Origin of the sequence: Saccharibacillus deserti, assembly GCF_013618475.1 — a bacterium.
GTDB classification, from domain to species: Bacteria; Bacillota; Bacilli; order Paenibacillales; family Paenibacillaceae; genus Saccharibacillus; species Saccharibacillus deserti.
On record NZ_JABJVN010000001.1, the window covers coordinates 251,898 to 277,697 of the forward strand.

20 protein-coding genes are annotated in these 25,800 nt (G+C 56.8%); 19 read left to right on the forward strand and 1 reads right to left on the reverse strand.

The features are described from left to right. Positions 1 to 154 precede the first annotated feature (154 nt). The 12 genes from ftsA to HOP44_RS01165 all read left to right on the forward strand — a co-directional run bounded on the left by ftsA (position 155) and on the right by HOP44_RS01165 (position 13,868). Positions 155 to 1,408: a cell division protein FtsA gene (ftsA, locus tag HOP44_RS01110; RefSeq protein WP_172249804.1), complete on the forward strand. Its 1,254-nt coding sequence runs from the start codon at positions 155 to 157 to the stop codon at positions 1,406 to 1,408. 51 nt (positions 1,409 to 1,459) lie between these two features. After that, the gene (ftsZ, locus tag HOP44_RS01115; protein WP_172249806.1) at positions 1,460 to 2,578 is read left to right on the forward strand and encodes a cell division protein FtsZ; all 1,119 of its coding nucleotides are present in this window, start codon (positions 1,460 to 1,462) and stop codon (positions 2,576 to 2,578) included. A gap of 348 nt (positions 2,579 to 2,926) precedes the next feature. Then, the gene (gene pgeF, locus HOP44_RS01120) at positions 2,927 to 3,802 is read left to right on the forward strand and encodes a peptidoglycan editing factor PgeF (protein ID WP_172249808.1); all 876 of its coding nucleotides are present in this window, start codon (positions 2,927 to 2,929) and stop codon (positions 3,800 to 3,802) included. Next, positions 3,799 to 4,488 (forward strand): YggS family pyridoxal phosphate-dependent enzyme, encoded by a 690-nt coding sequence (locus tag HOP44_RS01125; RefSeq protein WP_172249810.1) that lies wholly within the window; start codon positions 3,799 to 3,801, stop codon positions 4,486 to 4,488. Before pgeF ends, HOP44_RS01125 begins: the two co-directional genes overlap by 4 nt. A 2-nt stretch (positions 4,489 to 4,490) precedes the next feature. Then, on the forward strand, positions 4,491 to 4,946 hold the full coding sequence (locus HOP44_RS01130; RefSeq protein ID WP_172194151.1) for a cell division protein SepF: 456 nt from the start codon (positions 4,491 to 4,493) through the stop codon (positions 4,944 to 4,946). Positions 4,947 to 4,953: 7 nt separating this feature from the next. Beyond that, a complete protein-coding gene (locus HOP44_RS01135) occupies positions 4,954 to 5,244 on the forward strand; it encodes a YggT family protein (protein ID WP_172249812.1) in 291 nt (96 codons plus the stop codon). A gap of 31 nt (positions 5,245 to 5,275) precedes the next feature. Continuing rightward, positions 5,276 to 6,058: a YlmH family RNA-binding protein gene (locus HOP44_RS01140; protein WP_172249814.1), complete on the forward strand. Its 783-nt coding sequence runs from the start codon at positions 5,276 to 5,278 to the stop codon at positions 6,056 to 6,058. 167 nt (positions 6,059 to 6,225) lie between these two features. Continuing rightward, positions 6,226 to 6,756: a DivIVA domain-containing protein gene (locus tag HOP44_RS01145; RefSeq protein ID WP_172194154.1), complete on the forward strand. Its 531-nt coding sequence runs from the start codon at positions 6,226 to 6,228 to the stop codon at positions 6,754 to 6,756. A gap of 528 nt (positions 6,757 to 7,284) precedes the next feature. Beyond that, positions 7,285 to 10,377 carry an isoleucine--tRNA ligase gene (gene ileS, locus HOP44_RS01150; RefSeq protein ID WP_172249815.1) on the forward strand — a complete coding sequence of 1,031 codons (3,093 nt, stop codon included), beginning with the start codon at positions 7,285 to 7,287 and terminating at the stop codon, positions 10,375 to 10,377. 302 nt (positions 10,378 to 10,679) lie between these two features. Next, positions 10,680 to 11,186, forward strand: a complete 507-nt coding sequence (lspA, locus tag HOP44_RS01155; protein ID WP_172249816.1) for a signal peptidase II — start codon at positions 10,680 to 10,682, stop codon at positions 11,184 to 11,186. A gap of 2 nt (positions 11,187 to 11,188) precedes the next feature. After that, entirely contained in the window at positions 11,189 to 12,160 is a 972-nt protein-coding gene (locus HOP44_RS01160) for an RluA family pseudouridine synthase (protein WP_172249817.1), read from the forward strand. A 454-nt stretch (positions 12,161 to 12,614) separates the two neighbouring features. Then, positions 12,615 to 13,868, forward strand: a complete 1,254-nt coding sequence (locus HOP44_RS01165) for an LL-diaminopimelate aminotransferase (RefSeq protein ID WP_172249818.1) — start codon at positions 12,615 to 12,617, stop codon at positions 13,866 to 13,868. A 93-nt stretch (positions 13,869 to 13,961) separates the two neighbouring features. On the opposite strand, the gene HOP44_RS01170 is transcribed toward HOP44_RS01165, so the two are convergent. Beyond that, positions 13,962 to 15,953 carry a methyl-accepting chemotaxis protein gene (locus HOP44_RS01170; RefSeq protein ID WP_172249819.1) on the reverse strand — a complete coding sequence of 664 codons (1,992 nt, stop codon included), beginning with the start codon at positions 15,951 to 15,953 and terminating at the stop codon, positions 13,962 to 13,964. 584 nt (positions 15,954 to 16,537) lie between these two features. On the opposite strand from HOP44_RS01170, the gene pyrR reads away from it, so the two are divergent. The 7 genes from pyrR to pyrE all read left to right on the forward strand — a co-directional run bounded on the left by pyrR (position 16,538) and on the right by pyrE (position 25,677). Then, positions 16,538 to 17,095, forward strand: coding sequence for a bifunctional pyr operon transcriptional regulator/uracil phosphoribosyltransferase PyrR (gene pyrR / locus HOP44_RS01175; protein ID WP_172249820.1), 558 nt, complete (start codon positions 16,538 to 16,540; stop codon positions 17,093 to 17,095). Continuing rightward, the gene (locus tag HOP44_RS01180; protein WP_172249821.1) at positions 17,092 to 18,003 is read left to right on the forward strand and encodes an aspartate carbamoyltransferase catalytic subunit; all 912 of its coding nucleotides are present in this window, start codon (positions 17,092 to 17,094) and stop codon (positions 18,001 to 18,003) included. The genes pyrR and HOP44_RS01180 overlap by 4 nt, the downstream gene beginning before the upstream one ends. 78 nt (positions 18,004 to 18,081) lie before the next feature. After that, a complete protein-coding gene (locus HOP44_RS01185; protein WP_172249822.1) occupies positions 18,082 to 19,437 on the forward strand; it encodes a dihydroorotase in 1,356 nt (451 codons plus the stop codon). A 315-nt stretch (positions 19,438 to 19,752) separates the two neighbouring features. Continuing rightward, positions 19,753 to 20,883, forward strand: a complete 1,131-nt coding sequence (gene carA, locus HOP44_RS01190; RefSeq protein WP_172249823.1) for a glutamine-hydrolyzing carbamoyl-phosphate synthase small subunit — start codon at positions 19,753 to 19,755, stop codon at positions 20,881 to 20,883. 2 nt (positions 20,884 to 20,885) lie between these two features. Then, entirely contained in the window at positions 20,886 to 24,110 is a 3,225-nt protein-coding gene (gene carB, locus HOP44_RS01195; RefSeq protein WP_172249824.1) for a carbamoyl-phosphate synthase large subunit, read from the forward strand. Between the two features lie 188 nt (positions 24,111 to 24,298). Further along, positions 24,299 to 25,036 (forward strand): orotidine-5'-phosphate decarboxylase, encoded by a 738-nt coding sequence (pyrF, locus tag HOP44_RS01200; RefSeq protein ID WP_281367762.1) that lies wholly within the window; start codon positions 24,299 to 24,301, stop codon positions 25,034 to 25,036. Beyond that, positions 25,033 to 25,677, forward strand: a complete 645-nt coding sequence (gene pyrE, locus HOP44_RS01205) for an orotate phosphoribosyltransferase (protein ID WP_172249825.1) — start codon at positions 25,033 to 25,035, stop codon at positions 25,675 to 25,677. Before pyrF ends, pyrE begins: the two co-directional genes overlap by 4 nt. The last annotated feature ends 123 nt before the right edge of the window (positions 25,678 to 25,800 follow it).

The following is a 25,800-nucleotide window of genomic DNA, read 5'->3' on the forward strand; positions in this document are numbered from 1 at the left end:
TATTCTCTCAAAAAGATATACAAGCGCATAAAAAAAATTCAAAACGAAAGAGGGAAAGTTTAAGCCGCGTTGAATTATTGTATAGTAGATACGCAAAATACCCGGCTTTAAACGAACCAGGTGAATAATTTTGTAAACGGGAGGTGCCAAGGGCTTGAGCAACAATGACATCATTGTTAGTTTGGACATCGGTACATCCAAAGTTCGTGCTATTATTGGGGAAATAAGCAACGGAACCTTTAATATTATTGGAGTTGGATCGGCCGATTCGGAAGGAATCCGAAAAGGCGCCATAGTTGACGTCGATCAAACCGTGCAGTCGATTCGCGGCGCCGTGGAACATGCCGAACGGATGGTCGGCATTCAAATAACGGAAGTTTATGTCGGCATATCGGGCAGTCATATCGGACTACAGGCCAGCCGAGGCGTTGTAACCGTATCGAACGAAGACCGAGAAATCGGGGAAGACGACATCGAGCGGGTCACCAAAGCCGCCGAAGTTGTAGCTCTTCCGCCGGAACGTGAAATCATCGATGTCGTTGCCAAGCAGTTCGTGGTTGACGGCTTGGAGGGAATTCAGGATCCGCGGGGCATGATCGGATCCCGCTTGGAGGTGGAAGCTACGATTGTCACCGGCGCAAAGACGGCTATACATAATCTTTTGCGCTGCGTGGAGAAAGCCGACCTCAAGGTGAAAGAACTGGTGCTGATTTCCCTCGGGGCCGGCCAGCTGGCGCTTACCAAGGACGAAAAAACGATGCGGACGGCTTTGATCGATATCGGAGCCGGCCAGGCGACGATTTCTGTCTTCGAAAGCGGTCATCTTGCGGCCGTCTCTACGCTTCCGGTCGGAGGCGAATATGTAACAAACGATATCGCATACGGTCTGCGTACGGTAACCGACCAGGCCGAAAAGGTGAAACTGAAATACGGATGCGCCATGATGGCGGACGCTGCGGCGGACGTTGTATTCAAGGTCAACCGGATTGGAAGCACAATCGAGAAAGAATATACGCAGGAAGACCTGGCGGCGATCATTGAACCCCGGGTGCAAGAAATCTTCCAGCTTATTCATCAAGAAATACACCGCATGGGCTACCGGGACATCTCCGGCGGCTATGTGTTGAGCGGCGGAACGGTTGCCATGCCGGGCGTCCTGCAAGTTGCCCAAAGCGAACTGACGGCTTCTGTGCGTCTTGCCGTGCCGGATTATATCGGCGTGCGGGACCCCGCCTTCACAAGCGGGATCGGCATTTTGTACAGCGTTATTCGGAAGAACCGCGGCAGAGGAAATGCAGCGCCGGGCAAGAAACCCGTCAATCGTCCTAAATCCAATCCCGCGCCGGAGACGGCTCAGAAAACCGGTTTCCTAGAAAAGCTCAAAAATATGTTTAGCGAATTTATATGAGGAACACAAAAAAGAGCCCATCCAAGGAAAACGAGGGGGAGATGGAGGACTATGTTGGAATTCGATTTCGAAATGGAAAGCCTTGCACGCATTAAAGTCATCGGCGTAGGCGGCGGAGGTAGCAATGCCGTCAACCGAATGATCGAAAATGGCGTCAAAGGCGTTGAATTTATTACGGTCAATACGGATGCTCAAGCGCTTCACCTGTCCAAGTCCGAACACAAACTTCAGATCGGCGATAAACTGACCCGCGGTCTTGGCGCAGGCGCCAACCCGGAAGTCGGCAAGAAAGCCGCTGAAGAATCCCGCGAACTGATCAGCAACACGCTGAAAGGCGCGGATATGGTCTTCGTCACCGCAGGCATGGGCGGCGGTACCGGAACGGGAGCCGCTCCGGTCATTGCCGAAATCGCACGCGAATGCGGCGCTCTGACGGTAGGGGTCGTTACGCGTCCGTTTACGTTCGAAGGACGCAAGCGCGCTGCACAAGCGGAACTCGGAATCGAAGCCCTCAAGGAAAAGGTCGATACGCTGATCGTAATTCCGAACGACCGTCTGCTTGAGATCGTCGATAAAAAGACGCCGATGCTGGAAGCTTTCCGGGAAGCCGATAACGTGCTGCGTCAGGCCGTTCAGGGTATTTCCGACCTGATCGCCGTTCCGGGCCTGATCAACCTTGACTTTGCGGACGTCAAGACGATCATGACCGAGCGCGGTTCGGCACTCATGGGCATCGGCGAAGCATCGGGCGAGAACCGCGCGGCCGATGCGGCACGCAAAGCGATCATGAGCCCGCTGCTGGAAACGTCCATCGAAGGCGCAAGAGGCGTCATCATGAACATTACCGGCGGTTCGAATCTGTCGCTGTACGAAGTCAACGAAGCGGCCGAGATTGTCATCGAAGCTTCCGATCCGGAAGTGAACATGATCTTCGGTGCGATTATCGAAGAAGACATGAAGGACGAGATCAAGGTCACGGTGATCGCAACCGGATTCGAGCACAAGCCGTCTCCGATGAAACCGATCGTACGCAAGCCCGTGGTGCAGCAGCCGGAGAATGCGACCGACCGCTCGCAGCCGCAAAGACCGGCATTTGATCCTCAATCGGGAACGGATCAGTTGGATATTCCAACCTTCCTGCGGAACCGTTCGCGTCAGAACAACGACTAACCCAGTACCTTGGCCGAATTAAATCCAAGGTTTGCGTTCATCGGAAACACGCAGGGTTCAAACGGGTTTTCGAGGGGCGTAACCTAACATCATTATCGGTCAAGGTATCAGTACCTTGTCAACACTAAAGGTAAGGTTACGCTCCCCCTGAGATTTCGTACCTGAAGCGTGTACGAAGTCTCCGACGGAATTGTTATTTCAGGAAAACGTAAACCTCTGATTAAGAGTTGAAAGGGTACCAGCTGCGATTATGGAAGATCCGCTTTCGCTACACGGAAGCGGATCTTTTTTTAACACGGGAGCCCGGAAATCAACATGCCGGGATCGAGCAAGGAGGAACCGAACGCAATGACTTTTATACGAGAACCTTTTGTGCGCCGGTCGGCGGAAAACGGGGCGGAAATATTCGATATCGAGCCTTGGCGGCATTTCGGGAACGTGAGCGCGGGATTCACGGGACGTAAAGGCGGAGTAAGCGAAGGCATTTACGGACAGTTGAACTGTGCGCTGCATGTCGGCGACAATCCGGCCCACGTGGCCGAGAATCGGGCTCGGGTAGCGGAAGCGGCCGGATTTCGATTCGAAGATTGGACAAGCGGCGAGCAGGTACATTTGGCCGAGATTGCGATTGTAACGGAAAAAGACCGCGGGCGCGGACGTCTGGACCGGGAAAGCGCGTTTCCGGATACGGACGGACTGCTTACGAATGTGCCCGGTGTGCTGCTGACTTCGTTTTACGCCGACTGTACGCCGCTTTACTTTTACGATCCGGTCCGGCAGGTGGCAGGTCTGGCCCATGCCGGCTGGAAAGGCACGGTTGCGGAAATCGCTCGGCGGATGACGGAGAAGATGACCGGGCATTACGGCAGCCGCCCTACAGACATACTGGCCGCTATCGGTCCTTGTATCGGCGAAAGCCGCTACGAAGTGGACGAGGCGGTATTGGACCGGGTACGGGTTTTGCTTGAAAAGGAGCCGGGTAATGATTCCTGTTCGCTCTCTGACTTTTCGAAAGACCGGGGAGGCGGCAAAGCGCTGCTGAACTTGAAAGAATTGAACCGACACCTTATGATAAGATCAGGAATACGTCCGGAAAGCATCGCATGCACCGGCTGGTGCACAAGCAGCCGGACCGATCTGTTCTTTTCGCATCGCCAGGAAAAAGGACGGACCGGACGGATGGCAAGCTGGATTGGGCTGAAAGAAGGAGGCACGCTCCGGTGACATTGGAACAACGGATCGCGCATGTCAACCAAACGGTGTCGGCCGCCTGTGAACGTGCGGGACGGTCGCCCGAAGAAATCCATATTGTAGCGGTTACGAAATACGTTTCGACTGAAAAAACGGCGAACGTGTTCGACAGCGGAATCCGGCATATCGGCGAGAACCGCTGGCAGAACGCCAAACCGAAATGGGAAGCGCTCGGCAGCCGGGGAATCTGGCACTTTATCGGACAGCTGCAGAGCAATAAAGTGAAAGACGTCATCGGGAAATTCGCCTATATTCATTCCTTGGATCGTCTGTCTTTGGCCAAAGAGCTGGAACGACAAGCCGCGGCAGCCGATATAACGGTAAAGGCTTTCGTCCAGGTCAACATATCGGGCGAAGACTCCAAGTCCGGCATGCCTCCCGAGGATGTATACGATTTTGTTCGGAAGCTGCGGGAGTATCCGCATCTGGACATCGTCGGTCTGATGACGATGGCTCCGCTGGACTCGGATGCCGAAGGAGCGCGTCCGGTATTCCGCGGTCTGCGGGAGCTGCGCGACGAACTCAATGCCCGCGAGGCAACGGAGAAACCGATCGAACATTTGTCGATGGGGATGTCGGGCGATTTCGAAGTGGCGATCGAGGAAGGGGCGACTTGGCTCCGACTGGGATCGATTCTGGTAGGAAAAGAGGAGGATTGAAGATGGGCGTCATGAACCGTTTTATGAATTTTCTCGGCCTGCAGGAAGAAGAAGAGATCGTGGAGCGTGAGAAAGTGACCGAGGCGGAAGACCCGGCGTACGACTCGGCCTCCAATTACGAACCGCGTAAAAATGCAAAAGCAAACAACGTCGTCAGTATCCATGCGCAAAAAAGCGTGAAAGTGATTCTGGTAGAGCCGCGCACCTACGACGATGCGCAGCAAATTGCGGATCATCTGCGTGCGCACCGTTCGGTTGTCGTCAATCTGCAGCAGGTCCGCCGCGACCATGCCAAGCGGATTATCGATTTCCTGGGCGGCACCGTCTATGCGATCAATGGCAACATTTCCAAAGTCGGCGGAGACATTTTCCTGTGTACGCCGGATACGGTTGAAGTCGAAGGCACCATTGCGGACCTGATCCGCGAAGATCACGAATTCAATAATCAAATGAGGTGACAGCAGCTTGGTAGAATTTCTGATTCAGATTTATAACTTTATTCCGTTGCTTTTCCAGATTTATTCCTGGATCCTCATCATTTATATCCTGATGTCCTGGGTTCCGAACGTTCGCGAAAGCCAGGTCGGCGTCATTCTCGGCAAGATTGCGGAACCGTATCTTTCTATCTTCCGCCGCTTTATTCCGCCGATTGGCGGAATGCTCGATATCTCCCCGATCGTCGCTTTCTTCGTCCTCCAGTTCGTTCAGCGCGGCGTGATGTATCTGTTCCTGCTGCTAATCCAAGCGGTTATGTAAACGGACAGGCTGAGTGGAAGGAGTCGAAGGCATGACGAAAAAGCTGTACGAACACGTTCATCCCGACGAACGCGAATTCGTCGACCGCGCCAATGAATGGCTGGAAGGGGCGGCCCGCTATCACGAAACGAAGCTGACCGACTTTCTCGATCCGCGCCAGCTTCAGATTTTGTCGATGCTGGCCGGCGGCGAGCCGGATGTCTCGATTCGCCTCGAAGGCGGCAGTCCGAACGCCGAACGCCGGCGGGCGCTTATTGCGCCCGATTACCGGGAGCTCGAAAACGAGGATATGAAGCTGACTGTGCTCTCCATTACGCCGGCGGACACCAAATTCACGGAACTCGGACATGGCGACTATATGGGCTCGGTGCTGGGACTCGGTATGAAGCGTGCCAAGATCGGCGATATTCATCCGCGCGAAGACGGCTGCCACATTGTGGTCGCCGCCGAGATCGCGGATTTTCTTAATCTGGAGCTGCGGCAGGTGCATCGGGTGAACGTATTTACCGAACTGCTGCCTGCCGCTTCGCTGTTGGCTTCGGAATCGCAATTGGCGGAAATGGAACTAACGGTCGCGTCTCCTCGTCTCGACGGCATAGCCAGCGATGTCTACCGAATGAGCCGGGCGAAGATTCTGGCTCCGATTAAAGCGGGACGCTGCCGGGTAAACTGGAAAGTGGAGGAAGACCCCTCCAAAACGCTGCGCGAAGGAGATACCGTCTCGCTTCAGGGCTTTGGACGTTTCCGGGTGCTGGAGATTGGCGATCTGACGAAAAAAGGCCGGTATCGGATCCGGGTCGGCAAATTCGTGTAGAATTTGTGTAGAGCCGACAAGGTTTCTTGCAGGAGTTCACGTTTCGGCGTCGAAATTCCGATAAAACGAAAAGGGACTGCGGCAGGCGGTCCTCTGCACGAACCGGATACAGCCGGCCGTTCGCCGAGGGGTTGGCGGCGTGCTCAATACACTTGGAGGTGCACAACATGGCATTAACACCGCTGGATATACATAACAAAGAATTCAGCCGGCGTCTTCGCGGATACGATGAGGATGAAGTCAACGAGTTTCTGGATCAGGTCATCAAAGATTACGAAAGCGTCATTCGCGAGAACAAAGATCTTCTGCACCGCATGACCTCGATGGAAGAGCGTCTGAACCATTTCATGAATCTGGAAGACACGCTGAGCAAGACGATCATCGTGGCCCAGGAAGCGGCGGACGAAGTGCGCGGCAATGCCAAGAAGGAAGCGCAGCTGATCGTAAAAGAAGCGGAAAAAAACGCCGATCGCATTATCAACGAATCGTTGGTCAAATCGCGCAAAGTCGCCGTGGAGATGGAAGAACTCAAAAAGCAGGCTTCCATCTACCGGACCCGTTTCCGGACACTGATCGAAGCGCAGCTTGAACTGCTTGCCCAGGACGGTTGGGACGCACTGGACCGCCAGAGCCGCGAGCTTGACCGCGAGATGGAGCAGGCCCAGGCCGAGCGCCGCCGGACAAGCGAATCGTACTGAGTTTTGCGAGCCGTCGGAGACGCGCGTCAGCTATTGACAACGTTCGCCGATAGCGCTATAAATAAAGAACGCCGCTGCGGCGTTCAAGACGCAGTATCCCGATTCAATCCATAATCATGACTCAAATTCAACGATGGGAACAGTACGTGATGCCATTCGTTCTCCAGAGAGCCGGGCCTTCAAGAGCTGCAAGCCGGTGTACGAAGCATTGACCGAAGATCGTCCCGGAGAAGTACGCCCGAATCCTTTGGCCTATTGTACGGCGGAAGAGAGTAGGCCGTATCGGATGCCGACCGTTACAGCGGCCCCGCGTTATTGGACGCGGAAGACAAGGTGTCGCTCTGCTGCGCGATGCCCGAAAAGCGGCGTGCTCCGGCGTTTTTCGGACAGACTGTGCAGTCAGGCGAAACAAGGGTGGTAACGCGAGCAGGCCTCGTCCCTTTACGGGGGCGGGGTTTTATTTGTTTTTAAGACCCTTTATGTGATTTTTACGAGCATTCATTCCCTATACAGAAGGAGCCGACAGACATGCAAAGAGTCGATGTGAAAGAAAAAGCGCGTGCGCGCGACCTGCGGGTATTGAACCGTTGGAATGAAGAGAATACGTTCAAGCATTCGATCGAAAACCGCGAAGGCAAGCCGAACTTTGTCTTCTACGAAGGACCGCCGACCGCAAACGGGGTTCCGCATATCGGACACGTGCTGGGGCGCGTTATCAAGGACTTCGTCGGCCGCTACCAGACGATGAAGGGCTTCCATGTCGTCCGCAAAGCGGGCTGGGATACACATGGTCTGCCGGTCGAGCTGGGCGTGGAGAAGCAGCTTGGCATCTCGGGTAAACACGATATCGAAGAATACGGCGTCGAGAAGTTTATCAAAAAGTGCAAAGAGAGCGTGTTTACGTACGAGAAGCAGTGGCGCGAGCTGACCGAAGCGATCGGATACTGGACGGATCTCGACAACCCGTATATCACGCTGGATAACAAATATATCGAAAGTGTCTGGAATCTGCTTGGCACGATCCACGATAAAGGCCTGCTGTACCGCGGACACCGCGTCAGCCCGTATTGTCCTTCGTGTCAGACGACGCTGAGCTCGCACGAAGTGGCGCAGGGCTACGAAGATGTCAAAGACCTGAGCGCGACCGCCAAGTTCAAGCTTGAGAGCGGCGAGTATGTTCTGGCCTGGACGACGACGCCGTGGACGCTGCCTTCGAACATCGCGCTGGCCGTCAATCCAGCGATGACTTACGTCAAAGTGAAGCAGGAAGGCGAAGTGCTGATCTTGGCGAAAAACTTGACGGGCAGCGTGCTCAAAGGCGAGTACGAGACGCTGTCCGAACTGCCGGGTACGGAACTTGTCGGTTTGAGCTATGACGCGCCGTTCCATTACTTTACACCTGAAAAAGGACATCTGATCCTCGGCGCGGACTTCGTCACGGATGCGAGCGGTACGGGCGTGGTTCATTTGGCGCCGGCGCACGGCGAAGACGACTACCGGGTCTGCCGCGAGAATGGGATCAGCTTCATCAACCTGGTCGATTCGCAGGGCCGCTTCGTCGATGAAGTGACCGATTTTGCCGGACGTTTCGTCAAAGACGGCGAGACCGATATCGAGATCGTCAAAACGCTGTCCGAAAAAGGGCGCCTGTACAGCAAAGAAAAATACGAGCACAGCTATCCGTTCTGCTGGAGATGCCATACGCCGCTGCTGTATTATGCGACGGACAGCTGGTTTATCCGCACGACGGCGGTCAAAGACAAACTGGTCGAGAACAACAAAGGCGTCAAATGGTATCCGGAACATGTACGCGACGGCCGTTTCGGCAAATTCCTCGACGATCTGATCGACTGGAACATCAGCCGCAACCGCTACTGGGGCACGCCGCTCAACGTTTGGGTATGCGAAGAGACGGGCAAGGAATACGCGCCGAAAAGCATCGCCGACCTGCGCGAGCGCGCCGTCGATTTCGTGCCGGAAGACATCGAGCTGCACAAGCCTTACGTGGACGCGATCAAGCTCAAGTCCCCGTTCGCCGAAGGCGCGGTCATGACCCGTACGTCCGAAGTGATCGACGTCTGGTTCGACAGCGGTTCGATGCCGTTTGCCCAACAGCATTATCCGTTCGAAAACGAAGAAGCGTTCAAAGCGCAGTACCCGGCCGACATGATCGTCGAAGGGATCGATCAGACGCGAGGCTGGTTCTACAGCCTGCTTGCGGTATCGACCATGATCACCGGCGAAGCGCCGTACAAATCCGTCATGGCGACGGGGCATATCCTGGACGAGAACGGGCAGAAGATGTCCAAGTCCAAAGGCAATGTCGTCGATCCGTGGGAAGTGCTCGAAGAATACGGCATGGACGCGTTCCGCTGGGTGATGCTGGCCGACAGCGCGCCGTGGAACACCAAGCGCTTTTCCAAAAGCGTCGTGGGCGAAGCCAAGTCCAAAGTCGTCGACACGATCGTCAACACGCATGCGTTCCTGACGCTGTACGCGGACATCGACGGTTTCGATCCGGCGGAGCATCCTTTTGCAGTACCGACCGGACGCCTGGATCGCTGGATTCTGTCCCGCCTGCACAGCCTGGTGGCGGCCGCGAACGAAGCGCTTGCCGATAACGACTTCCTGAGCGCCGCCAAAGGCATCGAAGAATTCGTCGACGGCCTGAGCAACTGGTATATCCGCCGTTCGCGCGACCGGTTCTGGGGCAGCGGCCTGACGGACGACAAGCTCGACGCTTACCGGACGCTGACCGAAGTGCTCTCGACGCTTGCGCGCCTGATCGCTCCGTTCATGCCGGTACTGGCCGAAGACCTGTACGGCAACCTGGGCGGCCAAACAAGCGTACATCTGGCGGATTATCCGACGGCCGATGTTTCGCTGATCGACGAAGACCTGGAGCGCGATATGAAGACGTCGCAGCAGATCGTCGAACTGGCCCGCAACGTGCGCAACGAGAACAGCCTCAAGACGCGCCAGCCTCTGTCCGAGCTGATCGTCTCGATGGACCGCGAGTTCGACCTGACGGATTACGCCGAGATCGTCAAGGACGAGATCAACGTGAAGCAGATCCGGATCGAGAGCGGGGACAGCGACTTCGTCGACTACACGCTCAAGCTGAACCTCAAAGTGGCGGGCAAAAAGTACGGCAAAAACGTCGGCTTCCTGCAAAACCACTTCAAAGGCATGACGGCGAAGGAAACGCGCGCGGTCGTGGACAGCGGACACTTCAACATCACGTCGCCTGAAGGCGAAGAACTGCAGGTAGCGGGCGAAGAACTGCTGATCGAGAAAAAAGCGAAAGAAGGATTCGCGTCCGCGTCCGGCTACGGCCTGACCGTAGCGCTGAATACCGACGTGACGCCGGAACTCGAACAGGAAGGCTGGGTCCGCGAGATCGTCCGGGCCGTGCAGGATACGCGCAAAAAGCTCGACCTCAAAGTCGAACAGCGAGTGGATCTGACGTTCGACGTCGACGCCGAACTGCAGGCCGCGCTTAAAGCGTTCGATTCCGTGCTGCGCGAGAACGTGCTCGTGGACGGCGTATCGTTCGGTTCGCAAGGCGATATGGAGAGAATGACGCTAGGCGGCAAAGAAGTCGGCATCAAGATTCACTGAGACTGACGCAAACCGCTCGCCGCCAGACGTTTGTAAAGACTGCGGAAGGCCCCCGCGGACACCGTCCTTGTCGACGGTCGACCGCGGGGCCTTGTTCTGCCCGGCTCCTGCGAAGGAATGGAAAGGTGTTCGACCGGGAATTTCGGCATGGGGTCCGCAGCCCCAACCGCCGGTACATACAAAGCGGCTTCCGGCCCGTGCGATAGACGCTTTCTTCGGCGCTGTGCTACAATAGACGGGCCGGAAAGGAAGCTTTTGTCGTCCGCCGGTCCCAACTTGAAGGTATGAGGTGACGGATTAACGTGATTTATTATGTGATCGCGCTTGTAGCTTTTCTGATCGACCAAGGTACTAAATATTTGGTAGCTACGCGTATGGAGATTAAAGAGCAAATTCCGATTATAGGCGACTTCTTTATCCTGACTTCGCACCGGAACAAAGGCGCTGCGTTTGGCATTCTGCAGGAGCAGCAGTGGTTCTTTATCATTGTGACGCTTGTGGTCGTTGCCGGTATTGTCTGGTATCTCCAGCGTGTCAAACATGCCAAGGGTTCGGCGCGTCTGCTGCCTGTCGCACTCAGCCTTGTACTCGGCGGCGCACTCGGCAACTTCCTGGACCGTCTTCGCATGGGCGAAGTCGTGGATTTTTTCCTGTTCAACTTCGGCAGTTACAGCTTCCCGATCTTCAATGTTGCGGATGCCTGCATCGTGGTCGGCGTTGCCCTCATCATTATCGACACCCTGCTCGACGCCAAACGCCCGAACGAAACGCAGTCTACGGACAAGCTTGAAGAACGTACGGAGGAATAAACATGGATAACAAGCAATCTGCGGATCTTTCCGCTTCGGCGGAAGAAAACGCGCCGGAAGAAGAAAGTCTGCAATGGAACGTATCTGCAGAATCTCAAAAGCAGCGCCTCGACAAATACGTCACCGAAGCGATGGGCGACGAAGTTTCCCGTTCGCAGATCCAGCTCTGGATCGATCAGGGGCATGTAACCGTCAATGGGAAAACCGCCAAAGCCAACCACAAGCTTACGGAAGGCGAAACCGTTGAAGTTCGTATTCCGGCTCCCGAGTCCGTCGATATCGTGCCGGAAGACATTCCGCTCGAAGTCGTGTACGAGGACTCCGATGTGATCGTCGTAAACAAACCTCGCGGCATGGTTGTGCATCCTGCGGTCGGCCATTCGTCGGGTACGCTGGTGAATGCCTTGATGTTCCACTGCAAAGACCTGTCGGGCATCAACGGGGAAGTTCGTCCCGGTATCGTACACCGTATCGACAAAGATACCAGCGGCCTGCTGATGGCCGCCAAGAACGACAAAGCCCATACTTCCTTGGCCGACCAGCTCAAAGAACACTCGGTCAGCCGGATTTACCGGGCTTTGGTTCACGGCAACATCGGGCACGATCACGGTACGGTCGACGCCAATCTGGCCCGCGACCCGCATGACCGCAAAATGTTCACCGTCGTCTCAAGCGGCGGGAAGCATGCGATCACGCATTTCAACGTGATGGAACGCTTCGGCGATTACACGCTGCTCGAGCTGAAACTCGAAACCGGGCGCACCCATCAGATCCGTGCGCATATGAAGTTTATCGGTCATCCTCTCGTAGGGGATCCGATGTACGGCCGCACCGGCGGTTTGAAGCTGCAGGGCCAGGCCCTGCATGCGGCATCGCTCGGTTTCACGCATCCGGCGTCGGGAGAACGGCTTGAATTCTCCGCTCCGATTCCCGCGGACCTCGAAGAGCTTCTGACCCATCTGCGCAGCCGCTGAGCCTTGTCTTTACGCTCTTGGCGATTCGCGAAGCGGAGCCCCGTCTGCGGCTCTTGGCGCACCGCGGAGCCCGTCTCTTGCTCTGCCGTTTGCCTCTGAATCAGGCGAACCCAAGGGCAAGGCCCACCCAATGCTTGCCCTGCACAAAGAGGGCAAGTATTTTTTCGCCTTTCCGTCCTACCCTGCGCGGGTAGCAGCGGAGGGATGGAAGGAGCCGTAGGAAGCGAAGCGTTCGCCTTTGTCATCCGGTTTTCTACCACTCGTAAAGGTTCTACTTCAATCGGAGAAAACCGGAATGGCAACAGCGATCCGCAGGCCCTTCCATCCCGAAGCGTCTCCCAACCGCCTCCCTGCGCAAAAACACCAATTTTCCGCCACATAATCCATGTTCCCCAAGCCGCGATTGAGGCATCATGGAACTTAGATCATACTGTCCAAGGAGCTGAACTTAACCATGAGTATCGAAGAATATCAAAACACGTTTGTCCAGCAGGTATTCGCCGACCGGATCGGCGGAGCGAACTACGGCAAGGACACCAACATCTATAAATTCGAAAAGATCAAACGTGCCAAAGCGGCCGCGCGCCAGGCATTCCCCGATGTCGAACTGATCGATATGGGCGTCGGCGAACCGGACGAGATGGCCGATGCCGGCATCGTAGCCAAACTCGCCGAAGAAGCGGCCAAGCCCGAGAACCGCGGTTATGCCGATAACGGCATTCCGGAATTCAAAGCGGCTGCCGCGCAGTACCTGGCCGACGTGTTCAAGGTCGAAGGCATCGATCCGACGACCGAAATCGTCCACTCGATCGGCTCCAAGCCGGCGCTTGCCATGCTGCCGTCCGTGTTCATCAATCCGGGCGACGTAGCGATCCTGACCGTTCCGGGTTATCCGGTTCTCGGTACGCATACGAAATATGTGGGCGGCGAAGTGTACAATGTACAGCTGACCCAAGAAAACGGCTTCCTGCCTAATCTGGACGAGATTCCGGCCGATATCGCGAAGCGTGCCAAACTGCTGTACCTGAACTACCCGAACAACCCGACCGGCGCAAGCGCAACGGTAGAATTTTTCACGAAAGTCGTCGAATGGGCCAAAGCGAACGAAGTCATCGTCGTACACGATGCCCCTTATGCGGCTTTGACGTACGACGGCCTCGAGCCGCTCAGTTTCCTGAGCGTACCGGGCGCCAAAGACGTAGGGATCGAGCTGCATTCCCTGTCCAAGTCGTACAATATGACCGGTTGGAGAATCGGCTTCGTTGCCGGCAACCCGCTGATCGTCAAAGCGTTCAGCGACGTGAAGGACAACAACGATTCCGGACAGTTTATCGCGATCCAGAAAGCGGCCGCTTACGGACTCGCCAACCCGTCGATCACGGAAGCCATCGCCGAAAAATATTCGCGCCGCCACGATATGCTGGTCGGTGCATTGAATGAACTGGGTTTCACCGCAACGAAGCCAAAAGGCTCGTTCTTCCTGTATGTGCAGGCGCCGAAAGGCATCCAAGGCGGCGAAACGTTCGGCAGCGGCGAAGCGTTCTCGCAGTTCCTGATTCGCGAAAAACTCATCTCCACAGTGCCTTGGGATGACGCGGGTTCGTTCGTGCGCTTCTCCGTCACGTTTGAAGCCAAAGGCCTGGACGAAGAAAAACGCGTTATTGAAGAAATCAAACGCCGCTTGAGCGATGTGCAGTTCGAATTTTAATTCCGGCACGATCGGATAAAAATTAAAAAGCTTTCCGCCTTTAAAAGGCGGAAAGCTTTTTTTGTTTGCGGCGGCTTCGAACCAATCGAACAATCAATCGATCTTGAACCGTTCGACTTCCCCTTGAAGCTGTTCGGCCAGATTGGCCAGCGAGGCGGAGGACTCGCGGATTTCTTCCATCGAAGCCAACTGTTCTTCGGCTGCGGCCGCGATCTCATGGGTGCCCGACTGATTGGCTTCAGCCGCTTTTGCAATTTCACGAACGGCTTCGGCCACTTCTTCGGCATGGCCGGCTACTTCGCCTACCCGCGTATTCATGCCGCGAAGATCGCCGGCTACGTCTTCGGATGCCGCTTTGAGACGGCGGAGATTGTCGGCCGTCAGTTCAGCGCTTTCCAAGCCGCCGTTAACCGAAGAACGGATTTTGACGAAGTTTTCCAGAGAAGCCCGAATATCGGATACGATATCCTGAATCAATCCTTCAATCGTTTTGGCTGAATCGGCGGACTGCTGGGCGAGTTTTTTGACTTCGTTTGCGACGACGGTAAAGCCGAGACCCGCCTCGCCGGCTCTAGCCGCTTCGATCGAAGCATTGAGCGCAAGCAGATTGGTCTGCGAAGCAATCTCGTCGATCGTGTGCAGAATGCCGGTAATTGTCTTGGATTTATCGGCCAGACCCGAGATGACTTCGCTGCCTTCGCGTACCGAACCGTCGATTTCGCGGATACGATCAAGGGTGCGATCGACCAACTGGTCGCTTTCCTCCGCCATTTCGGCAGAGCCCCGTGAGGCATGGGCCAGACGTTCGGAGTCGACGCGAAGTTCGGACAGCCACTCGAACACTTCTGCGAGTTTGTGGGAACTGGCGGCCACTTTTTCGCTTTGTATTTCGCTGACCGATGCGAATCCTTCGATGGCTTTTGTGATTTGCCGACTTGCTTTGCCGGTATGTTCGGCGCTGGCACTGAGCTGCTCCGAAGAAGCGGCCACATCCGAGACGGAAGTGGTAATCGAACGGACAAGTGTACCGAGCGACAGGTTCATTTGTTGGAACGATCCGGCCAATCGGCCGATTTCATCTCCGCTTTCATCTTCGATTCGGCCGGTCAGATTGCCGGAACTGATCGCTTCGGCTGCCTGGGCGACATGACCCAGACGACGCGCGATCGAGCGGGTCAGCAGCCAGATCAACGTGCCGCCCACAACGAGCGAAACGGCGAGAATAATCAGCAGCAGGTACAGAATCGGTTTGGCTGCCTGTTCGACTTCATTTTCATAATAGCTTCCCGCGATGATCCAACCGCTCAGTACGTTCGTTTCGTATACCAACACTTTGGGCTGCGACTCGAAGATATAATCGAATATGCCTGTCGCTTCTTTCTGGTCGGCGAGTCTCATGGAAATACTGTTGCTTGAACCGGCTTCAATTGTAGGATGGGAAATATAAGTCCCGTCTGCCGTCGTGATAAACGCATAACCTTCCGTACCGATATGCATCGTCTGGCTGGTTTCAAGCAGCGAATCGATTGAGATATCGATGCCGACCACGCCGCTTCCATCTTTTATCGCTTTGGCGATCGTGATGCCGGATTTTCCGGTGGAGGCCGAAATATAAGGCTCGGTCACTACTGCCTGGTTCGGCGTTTTCAGTGCAAGACTGTACCAATCGCGGGTGCGGGGATCATAGCCGTCCGGAAGATTGCCGTAGGTTGACGCGATGTATAACCCTTTTTCCGAACCGGCATAAGCGAGCTCGACGTCGTTTTGCGCCAGATCGTATGTGGCGAGAGACGGGTCGGTAACGCCGGCTGCGGACCCGGCGGATCCGAACGAACGGGCGCTCAGGGCTTCTGCCAGATAATCGACCGCCGTGACTTTCGACTTCAAGTCGCGTTCCACGATCGCGTTCATCGTTTTGACGCTCGAAGAAGCGCTGGTCAGCAGTTCGGTACTCAGCGCATTTTTCGCCGATCGATAGGACAGCGCAGCCGAGGCCAGCAGCGAGACTATCAGAATCAACGTGAAGAAGATCAATAATTTATTGCCCAAAGATAAAGTGAACCTTTTTTTTGCGAAAAGCTTCATGCGGTAATCGCTCCTTTTTCTAAACTTGCTTCTTTTTATATGTCGGCATAGTCCTGGAGAAATTCAAGCAACCGTTTTCGAAGCAGCAGAAGAGCAGCCGGTTTTCTCGGAGTTGAAAAGGAAAAGTAAAAACACCTTGAATAAATAAATCGTTTTGTTGTATAATTATAATATAAATCGAGTTAATCGTTATTTTTATGCATTTTAATTGTATAAAAACCGAGTTTTCATACGGATGTTTCGATAGTCGCACAGTGTGAAGGCCGATTTGAACGTAGAGGCGGGTGGTTGACAGGAGATAATCCTTCTGTCATAATTCATTGCAACAGAGGCGCTAACGGCGCCCCAATGAATAGCACCTTTAATTCAGTCCCGTGAGACTGGCAAGGTAACGTGAACGACGATTCACCAGGAATGCGTCCGCCGAGAGCGGATTAGCTTTTTGGCGCGCTTCGTCGCATCAATGTGTCGATTTCGACTCCTTGCCCGCTCGGGCAAGGAGTCTTTTTGCATATAAGCAGAAAGAAACCGACGTTCACGGGGCCGAAGGGTGACACCAACCTTTTGCCTGAGGAGGCGCACACATGAACGAAAATCACGTCATTATGGATGAAGCTGCCATTCGCCGAGCGCTAACCCGGATCGCCCACGAAATTCTGGAAAAAAACAAAGGGATCGAAGGATGCGTGCTGGTCGGCATCAAGACGCGCGGCGTACCGCTGGCCAAGCGGATCGCCAAACGAATCTTCGAAATCGAGGGAACGCCGGTCGCCTGCGGAGAGATCGATATCAGCTCCTACCGCGACGACCGCAAAAGCGGCGAACCGACAATGAACTGCCAAGAGCTGTTCGGAGCGGAAAATGTTTCGATCGAAGGTAAAAAAGTGATTTTGTTCGACGACGTGCTTTACACGGGCCGCACGATCCGTGCCGCCATGGACGCCTTGATGGACTGCGGACGGCCGCAGATGATCCAGCTCGCCGTGCTTGCCGACCGCGGGCACCGCGAACTGCCGATCCGCGCCGACTATGTCGGCAAGAACGTGCCGACCTCGCGGACGGAAGAAATCGAAGTGTTCCTGAGCGAAATCGACGGAGCCGAAGAAGTTCGGATCGGCAGCCGCCGGGAGGTGCTCGCATGATCGCCTATCCTCCTTCGCTCCGCGATCGCCAACTGCTCGGCCTCAAAGACATGGGAGCCGCCGAACTGCAATCGATCCTCAAACGGGCCGCTTACTGGGAAGCTCACGAAGAAAAACGCATTCCGGTGCTGGAGCACCGTTTTATCGCCAACATGTTTTTCGAGAACAGCACGCGTACCCGCTTTTCGTTCGAAATGGCGCAAAAAAGACTCGGTGCGCAGGTGCTGAACTTTGCAGCCGCCGCTTCGAGCGTCGAAAAAGGCGAGTCGATCTACGATACGGTCCGGACGCTTGAAAGTATGGGCATCGACGCCGGCGTGATCCGGCTGAAGCCGATCGGTGTGCTGGAAGAACTCGCCAAGCACGTCAAAGTGCCGCTGATCAACGCCGGCGACGGCAACAACGAACATCCGACGCAGGCGCTGCTCGATCTGTACACGATGCAGAAACAGTTCGGCGAGATTCGCGGCCTGACCGTCTCGATCGTGGGCGACATCAAGCACAGCCGCGTCGCCCGCTCGAATCTGTGGGCGCTCAAGGCGCTCGGTGCGAACGTGAAGTTCTGCGCCCCGGGCAGCATGCAGGCGAATGAGCTCGAAGCCCACGCGCCTTACGTGACGATGGACGAAGCGCTGGACGCGGATGTCGTCATGATGCTGCGGGTACAGCTCGAGCGGCATGCCGAAGGCGTGCTGAAGTCGGCCGACGAGTACCGCGCGCAGTACGGTTTGACGACGCAGCGCGCCGCCAAGATGAAGCCGCACGCGATTATCATGCATCCGGCTCCCGTGAACCGCGACGTCGAGATCGACAGCGAACTGGTGGAAGCGCCGAACTCGCGGATCTTCCCGCAGATGCAAAACGGCGTACCGATCCGCATGGCGGTCGTCGAACGGGCGCTGCGCTAAACGGACAGAAGAACGGACAAGCAGGAGCAGGGCGGATCGAAAATGAAAAGCGAGAACGGAACCGGAGGGATTTGGACCATGATGAATTATTCGAACGTGGACGTATGGATTCAAAACGCAAGCGTATTGAATGAGGATGGACAACTGCAGCGGAGCGACATTCTGATTCAGGGCGGCAAAGTGCTGGCGATTCTTTCTTCCGGCTGGTATCAATCGGCGGACGACCGGATGATCGAGAACGAGAACGAAGAGATGCTCGTATACGACGCGGAAGGCAAGCTCGTTACGCCGGGCTTGATCGATATGCACGTCCATCTGCGCGAACCGGGATTCGAGCACAAAGAAACGATCGAGAGCGGTGCGCGTTCGGCGGCGCAGGGCGGATTTACGACGATCGCCTGCATGCCGAACACCAAGCCGGTCACCGACAATCCGGAGACGGTCAAACTGGTGCTGGGCAAAGCCAAAGAAGCGAATCTGGTCAACGTTCTGCCGTATGCGGCGATTACCAAAAACGAACTGGGTCGCGAGCTGACGGATTTCGAAGCGTTGAAAGCGGCGGGTGCGATCGGCTTCACCGACGACGGCGTAGGCGTGCAGAATGCGCAGATGATGAAAGACGCCATGACCAAGGCCGCCGCACTCGGCATGCCGGTGATCGCCCACTGCGAAGACGATTCGCTGGTGAAAGGCTTGTACGTATCCGAAGGAAACTTTGCGAAAAAACACGGCATCAAAGGCATCCCGAACGAATCCGAAGCGATCCATGTCGGCCGGGACGTCCTGCTGGCCGAAGCGACGGGCGTGCATTACCATGTTTGCCACGTCAGCACCGAGCAGTCGATCCGCCTGATCCGCCTCGCCAAGTCGATCGGCGTGAACGTGACCGCCGAAGTCTGCCCGCACCATCTGGTGCTGTCCGACGAAGATATTCCGGGCATGGACGCCAACTGGAAAATGAACCCGCCGCTGCGCACCCCGCGCGATGTCGCAGCCTGCATCGAAGCGCTTGAAGACGGCACGATCGATATTCTCGTAACCGACCACGCGCCGCATAGCGCGGAAGAGAAAGCGAAAGGCATGCTGCTCGCACCGTTCGGCATCGTCGGCTTCGAGACCGCCTTCCCGCTGCTGTATACGGAATTCGTGAAGACCGGCCGCTGGACACTGGACTTCCTTGTCCGCCGCATGACCCAAGACCCGGCCCGCGTATTCGGTCTGGACGCCGGCAAGCTGCAGGTCGGCGCGACCGCGGACCTTGCCGTTATCGACCTCGAACTCGAAAAGGCCGTCGATCCCGAACAGTTCGCGACCAAAGGCCGCAACACGCCTTTCACCGGCCGCCGGCTGTCCGGCTGGCCCGTCATGACTCTGGTCGCCGGCCGCCTTGTCTTCGGCGCCGGGCTGGCCCAAAGCGTAAACGGAGCCCTTTAACGCCGGCTCCGACGCCCTTGATCTTGAGTCCCTTTGGACTTGAGCGTCCAGAAGCCCCGCCTTCGCCGACGCTCCGGATCTTGGTCCTTTGATCTTAAGTCCTTTGACCTTATAGTATCGCCTACATCCAAAGGGAGCGGAGGGCTGAAGAGGAGATGGAGAAGCGCAGCGTTCGCATTTGAACTCCGCTTTTCTACCGACAGCCGCTTTAAATTCAATCGGAAGAAAAACGGATTTCAACGGCGATCGAAAGCCCTCTTCAGCCCGCAGCGTCTCCCACCCACTAACCACCATTAAAGAGGAGGATTCACACCCATGCAGGCAAAACTTCTGCTCGAAGACGGCACGCTCTTCACCGGCCGCTCGTTCGGCGCTCAAGGCGATACGACCGGCGAGGTCGTGTTCAATACCGGGATCACGGGATACCAGGAGGTATTGTCCGACCCGTCTTACTGCAACCAGATCGTGACGATGACCTACCCGCTGATCGGCAACTACGGCATTACCCGCGACGACTTCGAATCGGTCCGCCCGTTCGTGAACGGCTTCGTCGTACGGCGCTACGAGCCGGTGCCAAGCAACTGGCGCGCCGAGTACACGCTCGACGAGCTGCTCAAGGAGCACGGCATCGTCGGCATCAGCGATATCGATACCCGCATGCTGACCCGCATCCTGCGCAACCACGGCACGATGCGCGGCATTTTGACGGCAGGCAGCAAATCGGTCGAAGAATTGCAGGAAATGCTGCAGTCTTCCGCTCTGGTCACGAATCAGGTGGAAAAAACGTCCACGCGGCATGTGTATAACAGCCCCGGCAAAGGCGAGCGGATCGTCGTGATCGACTACGGCGCCAAAAGCGGCATCGTCCGCGAACTGAGCGCCCGCGGCTGCGACATCGTCGTCGTGCCGCAGGACACGACGGCCGAACAGATCCGCCGGATGAGCCCGGACGGCATCCAGCTGTCCAACGGCCCCGGCGACCCGAAAGACGTGCCGCAGGCGGTCGAGACGATCAAGCAGCTGCTCGGCGAATATCCGATCTTCGGTATCTGCCTCGGCCATCAGCTGCTGGCGCTGGCCGGCGGAGCGGATACCGAGAAGCTGAAATTCGGCCACCGCGGCGGCAACCATCCGGTGAAGGAACTCGAGAGCGGCCGCTGCTACATCACTTCGCAGAATCACGGCTACACGGTCAAGGAAGAATCGCTGGTCGGCACCGATTTCGAAGTAACGCATATCAACAACAACGACAAGACGATCGAAGGTCTGCGGCATACGAAATTCCCGGCGTTTTCCGTACAGTATCACCCGGAAGCTGCACCCGGCCCGTTTGACAACAGCTACCTGTTCGACCGCTTTATCGATACGATCCGCGAATTCAAGAAAAGCAGTCCCAAGCAGCCGCGACAAGCCGCAATGATGGCCGCGATGAGAGGAGCACGTTAATCATGCCGAAAAACGACAAACTCAAAAAAATTCTGGTGATCGGCTCGGGCCCGATCGTGATCGGCCAGGCGGCCGAGTTCGATTACGCCGGTACCCAGGCGTGCCAGGCTCTCCGTGAAGAAGGCGTGGAAGTCGTCCTGATCAACAGCAACCCGGCTACAATCATGACCGACACGAACATGGCCGACAAAGTCTACATCGAACCGATCACGCTCGAATTCGTGACGCAGATCATCCGCCACGAACGTCCGGACGGCCTGCTGCCGACGCTCGGCGGTCAGACCGGCCTCAACATGGCGGTCGAATTGGCGCGCGCGGGAGTACTGGAGAGCGAGAACGTCAAGCTGCTCGGTACCCAATTGGAATCGATCGAAAAAGCGGAAGACCGCGATTTGTTCCGCGATCTGATGCGCGAGCTGGAACAGCCGGTTCCGGACAGCGTCATCGTAACGACGCTCGACGAAGCGCTTGATTTCGCGGGCGAGATCGGCTATCCGATCATCGTGCGTCCGGCCTACACGCTGGGCGGCACCGGCGGCGGCATCTGTGTCGACGAAGAAGAACTGCGCGAGATCGTCGTATCCGGCCTGCGCTACAGCCCGATCGGGCAGTGCCTGGTCGAACGCAGCATCGCCGGCATGAAGGAAGTCGAATACGAAGTCATGCGCGACGCCAACGATAACTGCATCGTCGTCTGCAACATGGAGAACTTCGATCCGGTCGGCGTACATACCGGCGACAGCATCGTCGTCGCGCCGAGCCAGACTTTGTCTGACCGCGAATATCAAATGCTGCGTTCCGCGTCGCTGAAGATTATCCGCGCGCTGAACATCGAAGGCGGCTGCAACGTGCAGTTCGCGCTTGATCCGCACAGCTTCCAATACTATGTCATCGAAGTGAATCCGCGGGTCAGCCGCTCGTCGGCGCTCGCATCCAAAGCGACCGGATACCCGATCGCGAAGATGGCCTCCAAGATCGCGCTCGGCTACACGCTGGACGAGCTGATGAACCCGGTCACCGGGCAGACGTACGCCTGCTTCGAGCCGGCGCTCGACTACATCGTATCGAAGATCCCTCGCTGGCCGTTCGACAAGTTCATGCACGCCAACCGCAAGCTCGGCACGCAGATGAAAGCGACCGGCGAAGTCATGGCGATCGGCCGTACGTTCGAAGAGTCGATCCAAAAAGCGGTCCGTTCGCTGGAGATCGGCACGCACCGCCTGCTCGTCAAAGGCGCGGACGCGCTGAGCGAAGAAGACCTGAACAGCCGCCTGGCGAAGCCGGACGACGAGCGCATGTTCCTGATCGCCGAAGCGTTCCGCCGCGGCTATACGCTGGAGACGATCCAGGATCTGACCAAGGTCGACTGGTGGTTCCTCGACAAGATCGAGCGTATCGTCGTGTTCGAGACGGTGCTGGCCGAAACCGACGAACTGTCGGACGAGCTGCTGACCGAAGCGAAGCGCATGGGCTTCACCGACCGCGCGATCGCCGAACTGCGTGCGCAGGGACGAGAAGGCGGAAGATTGACCAAGGAAGCGGACGTTCGCGCTTACCGCAAAGAGATCGGGCTCGTTCCGGTCTACAAGATGGTCGATACGTGCGCGGCCGAATTCGAATCGGAAACGCCGTACTACTACTCGACATACGAGCAGGAGAACGAAGTGACGCAGACGGACAAAGAGAAGATCATCGTGCTCGGTTCCGGCCCGATCCGCATCGGCCAAGGCATCGAGTTCGACTACTCGACCGTGCATGCCGTCTGGGCGATCCGCAAAGCCGGTTACGAAGCGATCATCATCAACAACAACCCGGAGACGGTCTCGACCGACTTCAACACGTCCGACCGTCTCTATTTCGAGCCGCTCTTCTTCGAAGACGTCATGAACGTCATCGAACAGGAGAAGCCGATCGGCGTCATCGTGCAGTTCGGCGGCCAGACGGCGATCAATCTCGCGAAGCCGCTGCAGGACGCGGGCGTGAAGATTCTCGGCACGTCGCTCGACAGTATCGACGAAGCGGAAGACCGCAAGCGGTTCGAAGCGATGCTGTCCCGCCTCGATATCGCGCAGCCGAAAGGCAAAACGGTCACTTCGGTCGACCAAGCGGTCGAAACGGCGGAAGGCCTCGGTTATCCGGTACTCGTTCGTCCGTCCTACGTCCTTGGCGGCCGCGCGATGGAGATCGTGTACTCCGACGAGGAACTGCTCAGCTACATGAAAGAAGCGGTAGATATCAATCCGGAGCATCCGGTTCTGATCGACCGTTACATGCTGGGCAAAGAAGTCGAAGTCGACGCGATCTGCGACGGCGAGACGGTGCTTGTGCCGGGCATCATGGAACATATCGAGCGCGCGGGCGTTCACTCCGGCGACTCGATTGCGGTGTACCCGCCGCAGCATCTGTCCAAAGAGCTGCAGGAGAAAGTCGTCGACATCACGATTCGTATCGCGAAAGAGCTCAAGACGATCGGCCTGCTCAATATCCAGTTCGTCATCTTCAAAAATGAAGTCTACGTCATCGAAGTGAATCCGCGTTCGTCGCGTACGGTACCGTTCCTGAGCAAAGTCACGGATATCCCGATGGCGAACCTGGCGACGCAGGCCATTCTCGGCACCAAGCTGGCGGATCTGAACTATAAGGAAGGATTGTGGCCGGAAAGCAATCAGGTCGCGGTCAAAGTTCCGGTGTTCTCTTTCGCCAAGCTGCGCCGCGTCGAGCCGACGCTCGGCCCGGAAATGAAGTCGACGGGCGAAGTCATGGGCCGCGACAAACATTACGCCAAAGCGCTGTACAAAGGTCTGGTCGGCGCGGGCATGAAGATCCCGTCCACGGGATCGATCATCGTCACCGTCGCCGAGAAAGACAAAGCGGAAGCGGTCAAGCTGATGGAAGGCTTCTACACGCTGGGCTACTCGATCATGGCGACCGGAGGCACGGCCCAAGCGCTCGAAGACGCGGGCATTCCGGTGACGCGCGTCAACAAGCTGAGCGAAGGCGAGCCGAACATTCTGGACAAAATCCGCAGCGGGGAAGCGAACTTCGTGTTCAATACGCTGACCAAAGGCAAAACGCCGGCGCGCGACGGATTCCGTATCCGCCGCGAAGCGGTCGAGAACGGCGTGGTCTGCATGACTTCGCTCGACACGGTCGCGGCGCTGCTCGACATGCTGGAAACGGTCAGCTTCACGTCCCGTGCGATGCCGGTCGGCGCGCAGAGCCTGTAACATCCAAAACCTATATTCGAACGGCTGCCCGCATGCTTGGGGCGACGGTACGATCGACGAAAGGCGCCATGCGGATTCTGCGGGCGCCTCTCGTCTGCGCGCCGTGCCGGTGCGCTCCAAGTATCAAGTACGCAGCTGGCGAAATCTGCACGACCGGATCAACCGGAATCCAACTACGGAGGTATTCCATGACTTCGACACCTACTTCGCGGATGGCCCAGCGCCTGATGATCGCACTCGACTATCCGGACGACCGGGCGGCACGGGAACTGATCCGAAGCCTGGAAGGCATTCCCTGCTACATGAAAGTGGGCATGCAGCTGTTTTATCAAGCGGGACCGCAGTTTGTGCATGAGCTGAAAGAGCGGGGCTACTCGGTTTTTCTCGATCTTAAAATGCACGACATCCCGAATACGGTCAAAGGCGGCGCCAACAGTATCACGAAGCTTGGCGTCGACATGTTTAACGTGCACGCCGCAGGCGGCTCGGCTATGATGGCGGCGGCCATGCAGGGCGTGGAAGAAGCTTTGGCGGCGGATTCGTCGATCAGCCGGCCGCTCGTGATCGCGGTTACGCAGCTGACGAGCACGAATCTCAGCACGATGAACGAAGAGATCGGTATTCCGGGCAGCATCGAAGAAGCGGTCATCCGCTACGCGAAACTGGCTGCCGGCGCCGGTCTGGACGGCGTGGTCGCAAGCCCGCTCGAAGCGCGGGGGATCAAGGACGCCTGCGGAACGGATTTCCGCACGGTCACGCCGGGCATCCGGCCCGCGGGCAGCGCGGCGGACGATCAGTCGCGCACCAAGACGCCGGGCGAAGCGATTGCCGGAGGCAGCGACTATATCGTTGTCGGCCGGCCGATCACTGCGGCTGCCGATCCGAAGGAAGCGGCTATTCGAATATTGGAGGAGATGACACAATGACGACTCATCAAGCAACGGAAGCGAGAATTGCGGCAGACCTGCTGAATATCGGCGCGGTGGCGCTGAGCCCCGACGAACCTTTTACCTGGACGTCGGGCATCAAGTCTCCGATCTACTGCGACAACCGCCTGACGATGGCGTATCCGGAAGTGCGCGAGCGGATCGCGGACGCTTTCGCCGAATTGATCCGGACCGGATACCCGGACGCGGAAGTCATCGCCGGGACGGCGACGGCCGGTATTCCCCACGCGGCGTGGGTGGCGCAGAAGCTGAACCTGCCGATGGCCTATATTCGCGACAAAGCCAAAGGCCACGGCAAGCAGAATCAGATCGAAGGACTCATCAAAGCGGGGCAGAAGGTCGTCGTGATCGAGGATCTGATCTCCACCGGCGGAAGTTCGCTCAAAGCGGCGCTGGCCGTGCGCGAAGCCGGAGCCGATCCGCTCGCCGTACTCGCGATTTTCAGCTATCAGCTGGACCGCGCCGTAGCGGCTTTTGCCGAAGCAAAGGTGCCGCTTGCGACGCTGTCCAACTATACGGCGCTGATGCAGACGGCATTGGAACTTGGCACGATTCGGCAAAGCCAGGTCGAACTGCTTAAGTCCTGGCGTGAAGATCCGTCGGCGTTCGGGCGCGGATAACAAGCAAATAAAGTCTCTCCAACGCTTTTGCCGGAATTCCAGGACGGAATTCCGGCTTTTTGTTTGTTTTATTCCTCTTCGCCTGGACGCGGTTTCCCGAATACGTTAAGCTTGTTTCAAGAA

Bases quoted from the DNA above. Each gene is read 5' to 3' on its own strand.
- ftsZ (WP_172249806.1), top strand. From the start codon at position 1,460: ATGTTGGAATTCGATTTCGAAATGGAAAGCCTTGCACGCATTAAAGTC.
- pgeF (WP_172249808.1), top strand. From the start codon at position 2,927: ATGACTTTTATACGAGAACCTTTTGTGCGCCGGTCGGCGGAAAACGGG.
- HOP44_RS01130 (WP_172194151.1), top strand. From the start codon at position 4,491: ATGGGCGTCATGAACCGTTTTATGAATTTTCTCGGCCTGCAGGAAGAA.
- HOP44_RS01140 (WP_172249814.1), top strand. From the start codon at position 5,276: ATGACGAAAAAGCTGTACGAACACGTTCATCCCGACGAACGCGAATTC.
- HOP44_RS01145 (WP_172194154.1), top strand. From the start codon at position 6,226: ATGGCATTAACACCGCTGGATATACATAACAAAGAATTCAGCCGGCGT.
- ileS (WP_172249815.1), top strand. From the start codon at position 7,285: ATGCAAAGAGTCGATGTGAAAGAAAAAGCGCGTGCGCGCGACCTGCGG.
- HOP44_RS01160 (WP_172249817.1), top strand. From the start codon at position 11,189: ATGGATAACAAGCAATCTGCGGATCTTTCCGCTTCGGCGGAAGAAAAC.
- HOP44_RS01165 (WP_172249818.1), top strand. From the start codon at position 12,615: ATGAGTATCGAAGAATATCAAAACACGTTTGTCCAGCAGGTATTCGCC.
- HOP44_RS01170 (WP_172249819.1), bottom strand. From the start codon at position 15,953: ATGAAGCTTTTCGCAAAAAAAAGGTTCACTTTATCTTTGGGCAATAAA.
- pyrR (WP_172249820.1), top strand. From the start codon at position 16,538: ATGAACGAAAATCACGTCATTATGGATGAAGCTGCCATTCGCCGAGCG.
- HOP44_RS01180 (WP_172249821.1), top strand. From the start codon at position 17,092: ATGATCGCCTATCCTCCTTCGCTCCGCGATCGCCAACTGCTCGGCCTC.
- HOP44_RS01185 (WP_172249822.1), top strand. From the start codon at position 18,082: ATGATGAATTATTCGAACGTGGACGTATGGATTCAAAACGCAAGCGTA.
- carA (WP_172249823.1), top strand. From the start codon at position 19,753: ATGCAGGCAAAACTTCTGCTCGAAGACGGCACGCTCTTCACCGGCCGC.
- carB (WP_172249824.1), top strand. From the start codon at position 20,886: ATGCCGAAAAACGACAAACTCAAAAAAATTCTGGTGATCGGCTCGGGC.
- pyrF (WP_281367762.1), top strand. From the start codon at position 24,299: ATGACTTCGACACCTACTTCGCGGATGGCCCAGCGCCTGATGATCGCA.
- pyrE (WP_172249825.1), top strand. From the start codon at position 25,033: ATGACGACTCATCAAGCAACGGAAGCGAGAATTGCGGCAGACCTGCTG.